At 69.0% G+C, this 16,181-nt stretch carries 11 protein-coding genes; 8 read left to right on the top strand and 3 right to left on the bottom strand.

Annotated features, from left to right (window positions below):
• The first annotated feature begins 60 nt into the window (after positions 1-60).
• The 8 genes from ACXJKJ_RS19100 to ACXJKJ_RS19065 all read left to right on the top strand — a co-directional run bounded on the left by ACXJKJ_RS19100 (position 61) and on the right by ACXJKJ_RS19065 (position 13,062).
• Positions 61-1,440 (top strand): DNA recombination protein RmuC, encoded by a 1,380-nt coding sequence (locus ACXJKJ_RS19100; protein ID WP_457391640.1) that lies wholly within the window; start codon positions 61-63, stop codon positions 1,438-1,440.
• Complete coding sequence (locus ACXJKJ_RS19095) at positions 1,437-2,612, top strand: MFS transporter (RefSeq protein WP_056194955.1); 1,176 nt, start codon at positions 1,437-1,439, stop codon at positions 2,610-2,612. Before ACXJKJ_RS19100 ends, ACXJKJ_RS19095 begins: the two co-directional genes overlap by 4 nt.
• 54 nt (positions 2,613-2,666) lie before the next feature.
• Positions 2,667-5,684 (top strand): CHAT domain-containing protein, encoded by a 3,018-nt coding sequence (locus ACXJKJ_RS19090; RefSeq protein ID WP_457391639.1) that lies wholly within the window; start codon positions 2,667-2,669, stop codon positions 5,682-5,684.
• A 12-nt stretch (positions 5,685-5,696) separates the two neighbouring features.
• Positions 5,697-6,308, top strand: a complete 612-nt coding sequence (locus tag ACXJKJ_RS19085; protein WP_457321902.1) for a FecR family protein — start codon at positions 5,697-5,699, stop codon at positions 6,306-6,308.
• The gene (locus ACXJKJ_RS19080; protein WP_457356151.1) at positions 6,305-9,268 is read left to right on the top strand and encodes an EAL domain-containing protein; all 2,964 of its coding nucleotides are present in this window, start codon (positions 6,305-6,307) and stop codon (positions 9,266-9,268) included. Before ACXJKJ_RS19085 ends, ACXJKJ_RS19080 begins: the two co-directional genes overlap by 4 nt.
• A gap of 828 nt (positions 9,269-10,096) precedes the next feature.
• Positions 10,097-11,308, top strand: coding sequence for an SGNH/GDSL hydrolase family protein (locus tag ACXJKJ_RS19075; protein ID WP_056194967.1), 1,212 nt, complete (start codon positions 10,097-10,099; stop codon positions 11,306-11,308).
• Positions 11,309-11,640: 332 nt separating this feature from the next.
• Positions 11,641-11,772 (top strand): hypothetical protein, encoded by a 132-nt coding sequence (locus tag ACXJKJ_RS19070; RefSeq protein WP_268795242.1) that lies wholly within the window; start codon positions 11,641-11,643, stop codon positions 11,770-11,772.
• Positions 11,773-12,024: 252 nt separating this feature from the next.
• Positions 12,025-13,062 (top strand): sensor histidine kinase, encoded by a 1,038-nt coding sequence (locus ACXJKJ_RS19065; protein ID WP_457391637.1) that lies wholly within the window; start codon positions 12,025-12,027, stop codon positions 13,060-13,062.
• 38 nt (positions 13,063-13,100) lie between these two features.
• On the opposite strand, the gene ACXJKJ_RS19060 is transcribed toward ACXJKJ_RS19065, so the two are convergent.
• The 3 genes from ACXJKJ_RS19060 to ACXJKJ_RS19050 form a co-directional block, all read right to left on the bottom strand.
• Entirely contained in the window at positions 13,101-14,519 is a 1,419-nt protein-coding gene (locus ACXJKJ_RS19060; protein WP_457391636.1) for an esterase/lipase family protein, read from the bottom strand.
• A gap of 159 nt (positions 14,520-14,678) precedes the next feature.
• Positions 14,679-15,392 (bottom strand): GGDEF domain-containing protein, encoded by a 714-nt coding sequence (locus ACXJKJ_RS19055; protein ID WP_056194974.1) that lies wholly within the window; start codon positions 15,390-15,392, stop codon positions 14,679-14,681.
• Positions 15,389-16,168 (bottom strand): S1 family peptidase, encoded by a 780-nt coding sequence (locus tag ACXJKJ_RS19050; RefSeq protein ID WP_457391635.1) that lies wholly within the window; start codon positions 16,166-16,168, stop codon positions 15,389-15,391. The genes ACXJKJ_RS19055 and ACXJKJ_RS19050 overlap by 4 nt, the downstream gene beginning before the upstream one ends.
• Between the last annotated feature and the right edge of the window lie 13 nt (positions 16,169-16,181).

Below are 16,181 nucleotides of genomic sequence, written 5' to 3'. Positions count from 1 at the left end.
CTACGCGATACCAATAAGATACCAATGAAAGCGATTGCGCGCCGGGCGACAATGGCCCGCATGAGCCTGTTCGACGTGTTGATGCTGGGCCTRCTGGCCCTGGTTTTGGTCCTGCTGGTGTTGATCTGGGCTCGCCAGAAACCGCAAACCGGCGTGGCGCCCGAGCTGCTGCAGAGCAACGAGCGGCTGGAGCGCGAACTGCGCGACGAGCTGGGCCGCAGCGCCAGCGGCACGCGCCAGGAACTGGTGCAAGGCCTTGCCCAATTCCAGCAGGTGCTGACGCAGGGATTGCAGGGCAGCAACCAGTCCCTCGCGCAGCAGGCACTTGCCGCGCGCGAGTCGCAGGACGCCGCCGCGCAGCGCAGTGCGCTGGCGCAGGGCGAGTCCATGCAGCGCCTGACCGATGCAATGCTCGAGCAGCTCAAGGCCATGTCCACCAGCAACGAACAGCGCATGGCCGAGCTGCGCCATACCGTTGAGTTGCGTCTGACCAGCATCCAGCAGGACAACGAGAAGAAGCTCGAGCAGATGCGGGCAACGGTGGACGAGAAGCTGCACGCCACGCTGGAACAGCGCCTGGGCGAGAGCTTCAAGCAGGTGGCCGAACGCCTGGAGCAGGTGCACAAGGGCCTGGGCGAGATGCAGAACCTGGCCCGCGACGTGGGCTCGCTGAACCGCGTGCTGACCAACGTGAAGACGCGCGGCATCTTTGGCGAAGTGCAACTGGCGGGCCTGCTGGAGCAGGTTTTCACGCCGGAACAGTACGCAGCCAACGTGGCGACGCTGCCCGGCTCGTCCGAACGCGTGGAGTTTGCGATCAAGCTGCCCGGCCAGCGCGACGATGGCCAGCCACTCTGGCTTCCCATCGACGCCAAGTTCCCGCGCGAGGACTACGAGCGCCTGCTCGACGCCCAGGAAAAGGGCGACCCCGTGGCCGCCGAAGCCTCGGCCAAGGCCATCGAAATGCGCCTGCGGATGGAGGCGCGCACCATCCGCGAGAAATACATCGCGCCGCCGCATACAACCGACTTCGGCATCCTCTTCGTGCCCACCGAGGGCCTGTACGCCGAGGCCCTGCGCCGCCCGGRTCTGATGGAGAGCCTGCAGCGCGAACACAAGGTCATGCTATGCGGCCCCACCACCTTGCTGGCCACGCTGACCAGCCTGCAGATGGGCTTTCGCWCGCTGGCGCTGGAGAAACGCTCGGCTGAGGTCTGGGAAGTGCTGGGAGCGGTCAAGACCGAGTTCGGCAAGTTCGGCGAGGTGCTGGCCAAGACGAAGAAGAAGCTCGAAGAGGCCAGCAACACCATCGATCTGGCCGAGACCCGCACGCGCCAGATGACGCGCAAGCTCAAGAGCGTCGAGGCGCTGCCCGACGACGCAGCCCAGCGCATGTTGCAGCTCGACAAGCTCGTTGAGCTCGGCGAGGACGCCGAGTGACCGACTCCGCCCCTGCGGGGAAGAAGGCCAATCTGCGCCACGCCTTCGTGTGGCTGATCGCCACGATGATCTGCGTGCATGCCTGCATGGCCACCACGCGCGTGACCGCCAGCCTGTGGGTGCTCAACCGCGGCTATGGCGAGGCCTCGGTGGGCCTGCTGCTCAGCCTCTTCGCCGTCGCGCCCATCGTGCTGTCGCTGTGGGCCGGGCGGCTGGCGGACCGGCACGGCTTTCATCGGCCCGTGGGTGTGGGTGTGCTGATGGCCGGCTGCGGCGCGCTGCTGGCGTTGGCCGTGCAGCAGCTCTGGGCCATCGCCGTCGGCTGCCTGCTGTGTGGCGGTGCGGTCGCCGTCGCGGCCGTGGCGCTGCAGCGCGAGGCCGGGTTGATGGCCGACGAGCCGGGCGAGCTCAAGCGCATCTTCAGCTGGATGGCCCTGGGCCCGGCCCTGTCCAACGCGTTGGCGCCGGTGATTGCCGGGATTCTCATCGATCAGTTCGGCATGACGGCTGCCTTCGGCTTCGCGACGCTGCTGCCGCTGCTGGCCTGGGGTTTTGCGCAGAAGGTACCGCGCCATCAGCCCGAGCCACTGACCAAGAGCTTTCGCGAGCGCGCCGCCTGGCAGTTGTTCCGGCTGCCGGCCTTTCGCCGCCTCATCCTCGTCAACCTGGTGCTGTCGGCCTGCTGGGATGCGCACAGCTTCGTCGTGCCCGTGGTGGGCCATGCGCGCGGCCTGTCGGCAGTCAGCATCGGCATCGTGCTGGGCAGCTTCGCTGCCGCGGCCACCTGCGTGCGTCTGGCCATCGTGCGCTTCGCCGACGAACTGGACGAGGTCAAGGCCCTGCGCACGGCCATGGTGGTCGCAATGCTGACCTTCATGGCCTATGCCTGGCTGCCGGGCACCGTTGGTCTGATGTGCGGCTCCGCTTTGCTGGGCGTGGCGCTGGGCTCGGTGCAGCCCATGATCATGGCCATGCTGCACCACGTGACGCCGCCCGGTCGCCATGGCCAGGCGCTGGGCCTGCGCATGTTGACGGTCAACGGTGCGACGGTGGCCATGCCCGCCGGCTTCGGCATCCTCGCCGCGGCCACTGCCCTGGTAGCGCCGATGTGGCTGATGGCCTCGCTGTTGCTTGTGGCCCAGCTGCCGGCCAGACATCTGCGTCAGCAATAGCTCTCTGGCGCCGGTTGGCGCAGGCTCTAGCATCCGCTACAGGAGGGTGGGGCGATGAGATTTCTGATCTGGCTTGCCGGTCTGCTGTTGGCTGCATCCACGGCGGTAGCGCAGGTGGAGGATGACGACGGCGAGGCGCTCGTCGTCATGGCTCAGTCCGAAGCCCAGGCTCTGCTCGCTGAAGTGCTGCCGGCCGAACCCGCGGCGCGCTACGCGCTGCTGCAGCGCCAGGCTCGTGCCGCCCAGGCGCTGGAGCAGCGCGGCAAGTACGTCGAGCTGCTGCGCGAGCTGGCCACCTTGGGCCGCAGCCAGCCCGGCGGCGAGATCTGGATCCGCCAATACCTGAGCGCCGAATTCATCTGGGGCAGCTCGGGCAAGTCCATGGCTGCGGCCGATGCCTTTGCCAGCGACGCGACGCTGAGCCTGCCCACGCGGGCGGCGGCCGCGCTGCGCCACGTCTACGCGCTGGCCCAGGCGCGCGACCGCGCGGTCATGGAGCGCATGTGGTCGCGTGCGCAGGGCCTGGTCAGGCAGGCGCAGGAGTCGCTCGGCGACCGCGACCCGGCGGCGACGCTGCGGCTGCGCGTCGACCACCTGCAGGTGCGCTCCGAGATCGAGCGATGGGAAGGGCGGCTGGGCGACGCGGTGGCAACGCTGCGGGAGGCTGTGCGCCTGGCGCAGAAGGGCGTCGAGGACGCGCGCAGACTCCCCGGTGGAGGCCAGCGGCCGCTGCGCGACCCCGCCGTGCAGGACGCCTATGGCTGGTACGACGGCTCGCAAGGCATGCTGGTCTATGCCCTGGTGCGACACGGCCGCGCCCCCGAGGCCATCCAGATTGCCCAGGGCAATCTGGCGCTGTGGCGGGCCGGCCAACTGAGTGATGCGTTGGGTGCGCGCTGGAGCTACCGCCTTGGCCAGGCTCAGGTGGCTGCGCGGCAATATGCCGCCGCGCTGGAGAACGCCCAGCGCGCCGACGACATGCTGCAGCGCTCGGGCGCCAGTGCCGCCAGCCACACCCGCTGGCTGGCGCGCCAGGAGCAGGTGAGGGCGCTGATCGGCCTGCGCCGCTGGCCCGAGGCCGATGCCTTCTACCGCGACTTCCTGGCCAGCCTGCCCGCCGACAGCCTGGCCAAGGACCGCGCCAGCGACTGGCGGCTGCGCGCGTTGCTGGCCGCCAAGAACGGCCGCTTCGACGAGGCCCTGGACGCCGTCGAGCGCGTATTGCGCTATCGCCAGCGCCTTTACGGCGAGACCCATCCGCAGACGCAGGAGGCCAGCGGCGTGCGCGCTCTGGTGCGCATGCTCAAGGGCGATATGGCCGGCGCCTGGAGCGACTACCAGCCGCTGTTCACGGCCCTGCTGGACAACCCTGGCGGCTGGCAGGACCTGGACCTCAACGGCGCGCGTGGCTTCGTGCTGGGCCTGGCGTTTGACGAGTTCCTGCGCGAGATCGGCGCGCGAGCCCTGCGCGGCGAGGCGTTGGAGCCGGCCTGGACCGACCGCGCCATGCAGGTGGCCGACCGCCTGCAGGCCGGCGCCGCCCATCGCGCGCTGACCGACGCCACGGCACGCCTGCTGGCCGCGACGCCAGCCCTGCGCGCGCTGCTGGAGGAGGAGGCCAACCTGCGCGCCGCCGCCAGCTCGCGCAACGGTGCACTTGCCACCCAGCTGGGTGAGGAGGACCGCCTGCGCCGGCGCAACAGCAGCGAGGAGACCAAGGCCGAGCTCAAGGCCCTGCCCGACGCCGAACGCAAGAAGAGGCAGAAGGCCCTGGCCGATGAACTCGCCGCCGTGCGCGAGCAGGTGCGCCAGGGCCGGGAGCAGGCCCAGGCCGCGCGTGAGGTCTTGAACGCCCAGCGCGAACGCGTCGCCAAGGCCTACCCGGCCTATGCCGACCTCGTCACGCCTGCACTTCCGCCGCCCGCAGCGCTGCAAAAGCTGATGTCGCCCGGCGAGGCCCTGCTCGTCGTGCAGCCGCTGGAGGGGGCGACGCTGGCCTGGTGGGTCACGCCCGGCGCGCCGACGCGCTTTGCCGCGTCCAGCATCGGCGCGGCCGGCTGGGCCGACAAGGTGGTGCAGATCCGCACGGCGCTGGACCTGAGCAGTGGCCGCCCGCCCGCGCTGCCAGCGGCGGCCCTGCATGAAGTCTGGCGCGAACTCATCGCGCCGCTGCAGCCCGGTGCCGATGTGAAGAGCCTGCTTGTCGCCGCCGACGGTGCGCTAGCGGCCCTGCCGTTTGCGGCCGTGCTGACCACACCCGAGCCCAGCGCCTTCGTTGCCCGCCGCATGGCCGTCACCCAACTGCCCTCGGCCGGCGCGCTGTTCGCGCTGCGCCGCGCTGCCGCGCCAGCGCTGGCAGCCAAGCCGCTGTTCGGCGTCGGTGACCCGCAGTTCAAGTCCAACGCAAAAACCACGATCCCTGCCGGCCGCGCCGCGTTGAACAGCAGCGCCACCAGGTACGACGCCGCCTGGGGTTTCAGCTATGGCGACATCCCGCCGCTGCCCGAAACCCGCACCGAGCTGACGGCGCTGGCCAAGGCCCTGGGCGCCAACCCGCACACCGATCTGCTGCTCGGCGCCGCCGCCACGCGCGAGGCGGTGCTGGCCGCGCCCCTGCAGGACCGCCGCGTCGTTGCCTTCGCCACGCATGGGCTGATGCCCGGCGAGCTGCCAGGCGTGTCCAAGCCCGCGCTCGCATTGGCGCCTGGCCCCGACGCCACGGCCTCGCCGCTGCTCGAACTCGACGACGTGTTGACCTTGCGCCTGAACGCGCAGGCCGTGCTGCTGTCGGCCTGCAACACGGCAGCGGGCGAGCAGGGCGGGGCGGCCATGTCGGGCCTGGTGCGCGGCTTCTTCTTCGCCGGCAGCCGCTCGGTGCTGGCCACGCATTGGGCGGTAGAGACCTCATCCGCCGCGGTGCTGACGGCCGCCACCTTCTCGGCCAAGGCGCCGCGGGCCGAGGCGCTGCGCCTGGCTCAAGTGGGGATGATCGAGGGAACTCTCGGTGGCGGGCGCTGGACGCATCCGTTCTACTGGGCGGGATACGCCTTGTTCGGCGATCCATCTCGATAGGAGTTTGAAGAAATGCGTTTGCTGGTGTTGTGCCTGTCCCTGCTGAGTTCAGCCGCCTTGGCCCAGCAGGCCTGCGAGGTCATGGCCGTCAGCGGCGAGGCCCAGCGCGTCGATGGCAAGGCGCTGGCGGTGGGCGACAAGCTCGACGTCGGCACGACGCTGCGAACCGGCGCGGCCGGCCGCGTGCGGCTGAAGTTCGTCGACGGTTCCGTCGTTGTGCTGGCCGACAAGAGCCAGCTGCGCATCGAGGCCTTCAGCGTGGCGCCTGCCCAACCGCGGGCCGCCGAGTTGCTGTTGGAAACGGGCCTGATCGGCCAGCGCGTGACACCGTCGGGCGGCGGCAGCTGGCGCGTGCGCACGCCCACCGCCGTGACCGCCGTGCGCGGCACCGAGTTCAGCGTCGAGGTCGGCGACGACCGCGCCACCGCCGTGCTGGTGAAGACCGGCGAGGTCGACGTCGAGCCTGCCGGCCCGCAGACCCGCGGCATCAAGCCACGCTACCCGGTGCGCCTGCAGAAGAAGCTCAACGGCACGCATTGCGATGGCAGCCAGTGCGTGGCGGCCATGGCTTGGGCGGCCGACAAGGTGGCTCGCGTCGAACAGCGGCTGGGGTCGCTGGATTGAGATCCCGTATCGGCTATGTGCTGATCGGCCTGGCGGCGGCCCTGCTGGGCCTGGCGATGCTGGCCTGGCGTGCCGACGTGCCTGTGCTGGAACGCCCCGACCAATGGGCGTTGGACTGGCAGACGCGCTGGCGCGGTGAACTGGCGCCGGGCACCGAATTGCCGTTGCTGCTGGTGCGCGTGGACGACGCCGCGCTGGAAGCCCTGGGCGGGCGCGTGCCCGACCGTGCCGAGATGGCGCGTGCCGTGCAGGCCCTGCAGGCGGGCGGCGCGCGCGCCGTGGCGCTGGACATCCTGCTGCTGCCCGGCGGCGGCACGCCCGAAGGCAGCGCCGCCCTGGCCGCGGCGATGAAAGCCTGCACTTGCGCCCTCATTCCCTTCTCCCTGCCCGATGACGGCAAGGCCGACGCCGCCGCGGCGCCTGCGCCCGTGCTGGCTCAGGCCCTGCTGCGCTATGACGACGAAGCGGCCTTGGCGCGCAGCGAGGGCTACTACCGGCCGCGCCGCCTCGTCGCCCCGGAGGCCGTCCTGGCCGAGGCCGCCGCAGCCCTGGGCCACATCAGCGTGCGGCCGGAACCCGACGGCAGCATGCGCCGCGACCTGCCGCTGCTGCGCCTGAACGGCGAGGTCTATCCCTCCCTGCCGCTGCGCCTGGCCGCCTTCGCGCGCGGTGTCGACTGGCCTGCAGCCCGAGCCCGCTTCGGCGCGGAATTCACCGCCGGCAAGGGGCTGCAGTTCCGCCTGGACGAGCTGTCGCGCCTCGGGGTGAATTACTACGGCCCCGGTGGCCCGGCCAGCAGTTTTGACAGCGTGGGTTTTGCCGAGCTGCTGGCCGGCCGCGTCGAGCCGGCGCGGCTGCAAGGGCGCGTGGTGGTCCTGGGCGTGTCGGCCCTGGCCGCCGGCGACCACGTGCCCACGCCCTTCGACGCCCGCCTGCCGGGCATGGAGAGGATCGCCACCGTCACCGACAACCTGCTGACGGGCCGCAGCCTGGTGCGTCCGGCCTGGGGCGGCGCGGCCGAACTGGCCGCCGTCTTCCTGCTGCCCTTTGCCGCCGTGGCGCTGCTCGCCCGCCGCTCCCTGGGTGTCGCCTTGGCCGCCATCGTGCTGGGCACGCTGGCCCTGCTGGCCGGCGTGCAGTGGGCCTTCGAGAGCCACTACTTCGTCTTCGCAGTGGCGCCGCCGCTGCTGGCCCTGGCCATCGCGACGCTGGGCGGCAGCGCACTGCGTGCCGGCATCGAGCAGGGCCGGCGCCGGGTGGCCGCGCGCCAGCTCGCCGCGAGCGAGCAGCGCTATGCCTTGGCGGCCCAGGGCGCCAACGACGGCCTGTGGGACTGGGACCTGACGACGGGCGAGGTCTATTACTCACCGCGCTGGCTGGCGCTGATGGGCCTGTCTGCCGCCGAGGCCGGCCATGCCATCCAGGCGTGGACGCAGCCCCTGGAGCCTGCCATGCGCCACGCCTTCGAGGCCGAGCTGCAGGCGCATCTGGACGGGCAGAGCCTGCAGTTCCACCAGGTGCTGCATTTCCATCAGGGTGGCCAGGAGCGCTGGCTGCTGGCGCGCGGCCTGGCCGTGCGCGAGGGTGAAGGAAAGAGCGGCAAGCCGGTGCGCATGGCCGGCTCGCTGACCGACATCTCCGAGAGCCAGCGCCTGCAGCAGCAGATCAGCTTCGACGCCCTGCACGACCGCCTCACCGGGCTGGCCAACCGCGTGCTGTTCCGCGAGCAGCTGACGCAGCTGCTGTCCGGCGTGCTGGCGCCCGAGACCGGCCTGCTGCTGCTCGGCCTGGATGGTTTCCGGGCCCTGAACGAGACCCATGGGCCCGTCGTCGGCGATACCGTGCTGACCGAGCTGGCCAGCCGCCTCAAATCGAATTTCGGAGCGCGTCATCTCGTGGCGCGCATGGGCCCCGACCAGTTCGCACTGCTGCTGGCCGGTGGCGACAGCGCGGCCGACTTGGGCCGCCGCGTGCAGGCCCTGCTGCAGTCGCCCTTCAATGTCGCGACACCCATGCTGCAGCTCACCGCCGGCATCGCCTGGGCCCAGCGCCGCCATGGCCCGGCCACGGCCGACGAGCTGCTGACGGCGGCTGAAGGGGCGCTCGCTCGCGCCAAGGCTGGCGGCCCTGGCCAGACGCATGAGTTCGATCCGGCCGAGCAGCTCGTCGAACAATCGCGCCGCTGGCTGCGCGACGCCATCGACGCAGCCCTGGCCAGCGGCACGCAGTTCGAGCTGCACTACCAGCCCTTTGTGCGGCTGTCGGACCGCGCCCTGCTCGGCTTCGAAGCGCTGATCCGCTGGCGCCATCCCGAGCGCGGGCTGATCATGCCGGGCGACTTCATCCCCGTGGCCGAGGCCAGCGGCCAGATCTGCGCCATCGGCCGCTGGGCCCTGCTGGAGGCCGCGGGCCAGCTGCGACGCTGGCAGCCGCTGGGCTTCACCGGCGAGGTGGCCGTCAACCTGTCCGGCGTGCAGCTGGAGCGCGACCTGGAACTGCTGGCCGACGCCCGCGCCACGCTCGCGGCGCTGGGCGACGTGCCCACGCACCGACTCAAGCTCGAAGTCACCGAGAGCATGGCCATGGCCAACCCGCAGCGCAGCGCCGAGGTTCTGCAGGAGCTGGCGCGCATGGGCTTCAAGCTCAGCATTGACGACTTCGGCACCGGCTACTCATCACTGGCCTATCTGCATCGCTTCCCCTTCGACACGCTGAAGGTCGACCGCAGCTTCGTCATCCGCCTGGCCGCCGGCCGCGAGGCCCAGGAGATCGTCCGCACCATCGTCGGCCTGGCGCTGGCGCTGGGCAAGCAGACGCTGGCCGAGGGCGTCGAGGACGAAAAGCAGGCTGCGCTGCTTGAGCAGCTCGGCGTGCAGGTGGGGCAGGGCTGGTTGTTCGCCAAGGCGCTGCCGCAGGCGCAGGCGACGGAGGCGATCAGGAGCGCGCCGTGGCGGCGGTAGTGGCAGCTGGGCCTATGACTGGAGGTCGCCGCTCTGATCGGAAATTTGATGACTGTTTAGCTCCGGCAGATTTGGGAGAAGACTTCAATGAATCAAGCGCTTGCACCTTTCAAATCGCGTCGATCTAGGGTGCAGCCTGCATGCCTAAGAGGCGCTGACGGTCTGTCGAGAATGCGCTAGCCGCTCATGAGCGGTAGCACTTGGCAGTTCTGTGCTTCAGTCGACAGTTCGCGCGCGAGCACGCTTCACTCCTACCTCAGCTTCGATGCCGTTGTCGGGCTCCTCGAATCGGCATTGGTCGAAGGTTTCTGCTGGGAGCAATTCTCTGGGCAAGCCATCCGCGGCTGTCATCGTGCCTCCTTCCTGATCCGCGTTTCCGACACAAGCGAAGGTGTGGATCCGCGAGACCGAAGTTGAAGCACAACTCGGCAGTACCTTGTCGGCGATCACGTACGCCCCGTGGGAGCAAGCATCTGAAAGTGTCGTCGGCCTGCTCGCTCCCGTCGGTTCGCTGTTGGAGGTCAAAGGGGGTTGGGTCGCGCCAAGTGGTGAGGAACGGTTCAACCCAGGTAAGTCAGGCCGCAGCGCAGACATTCATCAAACAGGCTTTTCGTAGCTTCGAACGTTGAGCGACTGCATCGAACAGATCAGTCTGTATGCGGCTGAAATTGGCGCCCCCGTATGTGCCGACGAAGTCGCGCGTGACGGCGGTGATGCCATCGCGCACTCCTCCTCTCAAACTTGTAAGTCAGCGTCGCCCATTACGAACGGAAAGGTCGCGGCCGATGGGCAGAATCGGCGCCTTTCTTGAAGCCGGGAATGATTGAAATGCGTGTGAAACATCTGCTCGCCGGCCTGCTGGCACTCTGCTGCGCGGCCAGCGCCGTCGCCGCCGACCCGCATTGGGTGACTGGCTGGGCGGCCGCACCGGACTCGCCCGGCCCGTCGCTGCAGCCGCAGACGATACGCCAGGTCGTGCGCAGCAGCGTCGCCGGTACGCAGGTGCGCATACGCCTGTCCAATCTGTTCGGCAGCGCGCCGCTGAACCTCGGACCGGTCCATCTGGCGCTGCACGCCGCCGGCTCGGCCATCCAACCGGGCAGCGATCGGGCACTCAGCTTCCAAAAGCTGCCGACGGTGACGATCGCCCCCGGCGACAGCGTCCTGAGCGATCCGGTTGAGCTGCGCGTGGCCGCGCTGCAGCAGCTGGCGCTGAGCCTGTATCTGCCGCAGGAGACCGGACCATCGACGCTGCATGGCGCGGCGCTGCAGACCGCCTGGCTGTGGCCGGGCGAGGACGCCGGCGCGGCGACGCTGTTCCCGGCCGGCGCGACCACCGACGACAGCCGCTACTTCGTCACCGATCTGGAGGTGAGCGCCGCCGCCCCGGCACGCACCTTGGTGGTGGTAGGTGACTCCATCACCGATGGTGTCGGCTCGGCCGACGACCGCAATGCGCGCTGGCCGGATTTCCTGGCCGCGCGTCTGCAGGGCGACCCGCAGCTGGCGACTATCGGCGTGGCCAATGCGGGCATCGCCGGCAACCGCATCCTCAACGACGGGCGCGCTCCCTTCGTCGGCCCGAGCGTGCTGGCGCGCTTCGAGCGCGATGCGCTGAGCAAGCCGGGCGTGCGCTGGATCGTGCTGATGCAGGGCATCAATGACATCACCGCGGCGAAGGCGCCGGCAACACCGCAGGACGACGTCAGCGCGCAGCAGATCATCGCCGGCATGCGCGACCTGATTGCAAAAGCGCATGCGAGCGGCCTGAAGATCTGGGGCGCGACGCTGCTGCCCTGCGGCGAGGCCAAGGGGTTGTTGCGCCCGACGCCGCAGAGCGAGGCCAAGCGCCAGGCGGTCAACCGCTGGATCAGAACCGCCGGCGCCTTCGATGCGCTGCTCGACTTCGACCGCCTGCTGCGCGACCCCGCCCGGCCCGATCAGCTGCTGCCGGCCTTCGACAGCGGCGATCATCTGCATCCCAACGAAGTCGGCTACCAGGCGATGGCCGCTGCCGTCGATCTGCGCTGGTTGAAGTGATCAGCCGGCGAGAGCGCTGCTGATCGCCATGCGGGCGCGCCCGCCCTGTTTGGCCTGGTACCGCGCGCATCGCCAAATTCTTCCCCAAACTCAGGCAACTCGTTGCCATCGGGCGGCACCCTCAGGGTGCGGGGCTACAGAGGTAAGGTCACGGAATCAGGAAACTGCCTTCCTCGGCGACACCGGCAGCAGTACAGCGCCGCTGTCAGCGACCGCCTGGAATCTGCAGATGCTTCAGGTGTCCGTGCGCCGCCGCACCGACACCAGCGCTCCCAATGTCTAAAAGCAAGACCTTGCGACGCGCTGTGCTCGCTCCCTCAACGAAAGATCCCATGTCCAAAGGTCAACGCGGCAACAAGGAACAGAAGAAAGCGAAGAAGGCCCATGCGCCAGCGCCTGTGATTCCCGCCACCTCGGCTGAGAAGGCTGCGGAGGCGATTTCTGTCGCTCCGCGCAAGAAATAGGCTTGGCAACAGGCCGGCCGTCCGCACCGGGCAGGAGAACCTGCAGGTGATGATGGCTTTCGGCCGCCAGCTGACGGGCTTTGCGGGCATCGTCCTTGTTGTCAGCAATCCGCGACGCAGGTGATGACCGAGGCTGGGTTGGAAACGCACCGTTGGTGCGGCAGCGCACGGAACGCCGCTGGGGCTTCGGGAATGCTTGTGCCGTCGATATAGCGGCTGCTCACCATGAACTCGCAACACCCTCCATTCGGCATGACGGTCGCGCCCCAGGGCGCGGCGATCCTGACCGGCACGCACGGCTCATTTGGCTCGCACATCGGTTGGCGGGATGTGACCGGTGATCCGGGGCCCGACCCCCACGCGCAGGCCTCCGAGCTGTGGCAGCAAGCCGTCCATGACCTGCGCGGCAAGCTCAGCGTGGTCACGGCGGTCACTGCGCTGTTGCAGAAGCCGCGCAGCGACTTGCGCCGTTTGGAATTGATGGCCGTGCTGGATCGCAACGTTGCCGGCCTGCGGGAGCTGCTGAACGGCGTGGCTGACCTGGCCCGGCTCGACACCCAGCAGGAGCGACCGGTGATTCGCACAGTGGACGTCGCCACGGCGCTCGACGACATGTGCAACAACCTGCGCGTCGTGGCGAATTCGCGCGGGCTGAGCCTGGAGATCAGCGGCCCGGCCAGCCTCGTCGCGGAGAGCGACCCGCTGATGGTGGCGCGCATTGCGCAGAACCTGATGCTCAACGCGATCCAGTACACGCGCGCCGCCGGCGTGGTGCTGACCTACGGTCACTGTGGCGCTGGGGAGGCTGGCCACTGGTACTTCGATGTCGGAGACGCCGGCCGCGAGCTGTGCAGCGGTGGACCCGTCGGGCTCATCCGAACAGCGGGCGCGTCCGCAATCGCGGCTTCGGGCGAGGGCATCGGCCTGTCCATCGTCGGCCGCCTGTGCAGGCTGCTGGGCGGAACGATGGAGATCACGAGTGCTGTCGGAGCCGGCCGCGTCACCCGCATCAAGTTGCCCCGGCGCTACGTTGGTGCGCTGCAAGAGCTGATGATTGCTACCGTCGCGCGCGGTGGCGTCCCGGCTGCAGGCCTATGGGCTCCCGCGGCATTGCAAGCCGGCCAGCCGCAGCAGCTTCCCTTGCTGCCCGCGGTTCCTGCAAAGCCGGCGCGCTTCGCTGCATGCAATGTTTCGACATTGCCTCAGTCACGCTCAAATCATCTGGATCTCAGCAACGCCGTCGCGCCGCACTCAGTGCCATACAGCGTCGAACTCAAGCGCGCACCGTAGCCGCGCCAGGCCGCGGGCGCGGCGGTTCCGGTTTGGTGTCAGGTGCAGGTCTTTGGCTGGGCCGGCAGGATCAGCAGCCCACGGATTCGGCCCCGGCGCGCGCCCGTGGCGTCGTTTTGCACCGAGCCAAAGATGACGACCTGTTCACCGCTGCTGCGCTGTTCAAGCACCAGCACGATGTCGGAATCCTGTGCGTAACCGGCGGAGACCCAGGCTTGCCGGAGTTCCGTCAGTTGGCCGTCCGCGCGGTATCGATCCAGGGTGCCGAGCCGACCTACCCAGGCGGGCGCCAGTTCCTCCGGGTTTGCGGCGAACAGCTTGACGAACTCGAGTGCGAACGCCCGGCCTGGGAGCCGCTCGAAGGATCGAGTCATCAGTGCCGGCTGGCCGAGGTTGGACGGAAGGACGAATCTGTCGGACCAGGTGTCAGACTGGTAAAGCGCCTCCTGCACGACCGTGGGCGCCGCGTCGAGATTGAACTCGCTGGCCCTCAGCCTGGCCAGTGTTTGCAGCATGGCCTGGCCATCGGGCGTGTTGACCTCGCTGCTCGGATAGGTCTTGGGAATTGCGTCGCCTGCGCAGGACAGGAAGTAGCGCTTCAGATAGCGGTGCGGCGTGTCCTGCAGCGACACCGGCTTGACCATGCTGCTGTGGTCGAACTGCTCCAGCACATCGACGCCGTCAGGTCGACGCTGGCATAGCGCGGTCGCACTGTCTTTGGGCACCACCAGCACCCCGCCGCCCAGAGCGGAGGCAAAGGAAAAGAAGCCCATCTTCTGCCCCTCCGCCAGGCAGTACCAGTGAAACGGCCAGGCGACTTTCTGCCACTGGTCGATCAGGGCCTGCTGGTGGCCGTCGGGCCTCATGCCGGCGAACTGGAGGCTGTCAGAGACGTAGCTCGCCACGTTGGCAATGTCGGCGCCCGTCGCCGGCGTGCCGAAAAAGCTGACGAGCTTGATGCGGCGGAGCTTGTCGCGCATGTCCTCCTTGGCATGCATGCGTAGCAGCATCTGGGCCGTGACCAGGCCGCCCATGCTGTGCGCCACGATCGTGATGTGGGCGTGGTCCAGCACGCCGTCGTTCTGCAGGTCCTTGCGCAGCTGCTCGGCGACCTTGTCGACTTCGGGGCTGCTGCCCAGCAGTTGGGTGTCGTAGCGGTAGAGGTAGATGTTGCTGTTGTCGAAGGCAGGTTCGGCCCTCAGCAGGCAGGGCCAGGACTGATCTTCCTTGCCGCTCCAGGCGGTCCTGGCGCTGCTGAGCACACCGTGGACAAACACCACGACCGAGGTCCGGCTCGGGTCCTTGCCGCCCAGGAATGCCGGCCCTTCGATGGGCAGGCAGGGTGCAGGCGCCGCTGCCTGTGCTAACGCCGGGATGGCGCAGCCAAGGCAAGCCACGACAGCAAGCACCAGCCCGCGGACTGTGGAATCGAAAACAAGGCGTTGAATGGTGCGCATTTCGAGTCCTCCGCATGCCAGCAGGCTCAGCCCACAGGACGGCCCTGGGTCACCTGCGCGCGTGCCATGCACTGTGATGCGATGGCGTCGGCTCGACATCCTCAGTACAGAGGACTGTTGCGACAGAAGCGGAAGTTCAGGTGGCGGGAACCGCCGTGGCTAGCGTGGGTGCGACGCGGTCCGCTTGATGCGGTACATGGCCTCGTCCGCCTTGCGCATCAGCACGCCGGGCGACTCGCCGTCGTCGGGGAAGACGCTGTAACCGATGCTGGCCGAGATGGACATGGGGTGGCCGGCGAGCATGCAGGGCTCGGCCAGTGCGCGAGCGATCTTGTCGGCCACTTGTGTGGCGTCCTCGCGCCGGGCCGCGGCGACCAGCACGACGAACTCGTCGCCGCCCATGCGGCAGACCGTGTCGCTGTCGCGAACCGTGGCCTGCAGCACGCGCGCCGCACGCTGCAGCAGCAGGTCACCGACGGCGTGGCCGAACTCGTCGTTGACCTGCTTGAAGCCGTCGATATCGAGGAAATAGATGATCAGGCGTTCACCATGCCGGCGCGCGAGGGCGATGTCGTGGCTCAGCCGGTCCCACAGCACCTCGCGATTCTTCAGCCCGGTCAGCGAGTCGGTCTGGGATGCCTTGACGGCAACTTCCAGCGCTGCATGGGCGGTCTCCACTTCCTGCGTCGCCAACTGGTTTTCCGCCTGCAGGCGCTTGTTCTCCAGGCGGGCGTCGTGAGCGGCCGACAGGCCTCGTTCGCTGCGGGCTTCGAGGATGGCGGCCTGCAGTTCCAGCAGCGTCGCCTCGGCGGCGGCGATCTGCCGCTCCAGCGCAACGAGCCGGCTTTGCGCGCCGTCGCTCCCTGAGCTCAAGGCGAGGCCTTTGCGGYCGGCTCGGGTTTGGATGGGGGTTCGCGGCGCGGAGAGGGGTCGGTCAGGGTCGCGAGGATGTCGGGATACCAGGCCGCATTCAGGCCCAGCGACTCGTCGGCCTCGAGGTCGCGGTTGCCGATGTCGAAGCGCGTCGAATGGATGCCCACCAGCAGCCAGGGCAGCGGCTTGCGGCCCGGCGCCCGCATGACGACCGGCGCGCCGCTGATGCCGCGATGAGTGCGCGCATCGGTCAGGAACCAGCCCTGGCCTTGGAAGCGCCAGCCATAGGGCGAAGCGATGGCGCCCTGGCGCACGACCGGGAGATGGTGCAGGTCATCGTGAAAACCAAGCGGAAAGCCGGTGATCAGGATGGGCTGGCCCAGCGGCACGTCGTCGTCCGCGCCGGGCAGGCTCTCAAGCGTGAAGGCAGTGAGCTGGACCGTCTCGGGCAGGGCGCCCGCGTCGATCTCCAGCACCGCCACGTCGATGCCACCGGCGTCGTCCCGGCCCTGGCGCCAATTGGCGCGGCCGTCACGGTAGAGCAGCACCGACAGCACGATGGCATCGGTCAGGTTGTCGGCGTCGGCATGCAGTTCGAGTTCGACGCGGTCGGGGTGGTGGTCGGCCTCTTCGTCGATGAAGACGTGCCGGCTGGTGACCAGGTAGAGGCGGGCGTCGCGCCGGAAGAAGAAGCCGCTGGCGCCGGTCAGCGCGCGCTTGCCGTCGAAGGTGCCGATGCGCGCAATGGCCAGCAGCAGGGGATCGGGTGCCGACATCGTGGGGCCGGGT

The organism is Roseateles sp. P5_E1 (assembly GCF_054049335.1).
The sequence above is the reverse complement of the archived record's forward strand: the minus strand, read 5'-3'. Positions and strand labels throughout refer to the sequence as shown.

What these genes read in the sequence shown, in the direction of transcription:
- ACXJKJ_RS19070 (WP_268795242.1), top strand. Translation starts at nt 11,641, where the DNA reads ATGTCCAAAGGTCAACGCGGCAACAAGGAACAGAAGAAAGCGAAGAAG.
- ACXJKJ_RS19075 (WP_056194967.1), top strand. Translation starts at nt 10,097, where the DNA reads ATGCGTGTGAAACATCTGCTCGCCGGCCTGCTGGCACTCTGCTGCGCG.
- ACXJKJ_RS19085 (WP_457321902.1), top strand. Translation starts at nt 5,697, where the DNA reads ATGCGTTTGCTGGTGTTGTGCCTGTCCCTGCTGAGTTCAGCCGCCTTG.
- ACXJKJ_RS19065 (WP_457391637.1), top strand. Translation starts at nt 12,025, where the DNA reads ATGACGGTCGCGCCCCAGGGCGCGGCGATCCTGACCGGCACGCACGGC.
- ACXJKJ_RS19090 (WP_457391639.1), top strand. Translation starts at nt 2,667, where the DNA reads ATGAGATTTCTGATCTGGCTTGCCGGTCTGCTGTTGGCTGCATCCACG.
- ACXJKJ_RS19060 (WP_457391636.1), bottom strand. Translation starts at nt 14,519, where the DNA reads ATGCGCACCATTCAACGCCTTGTTTTCGATTCCACAGTCCGCGGGCTG.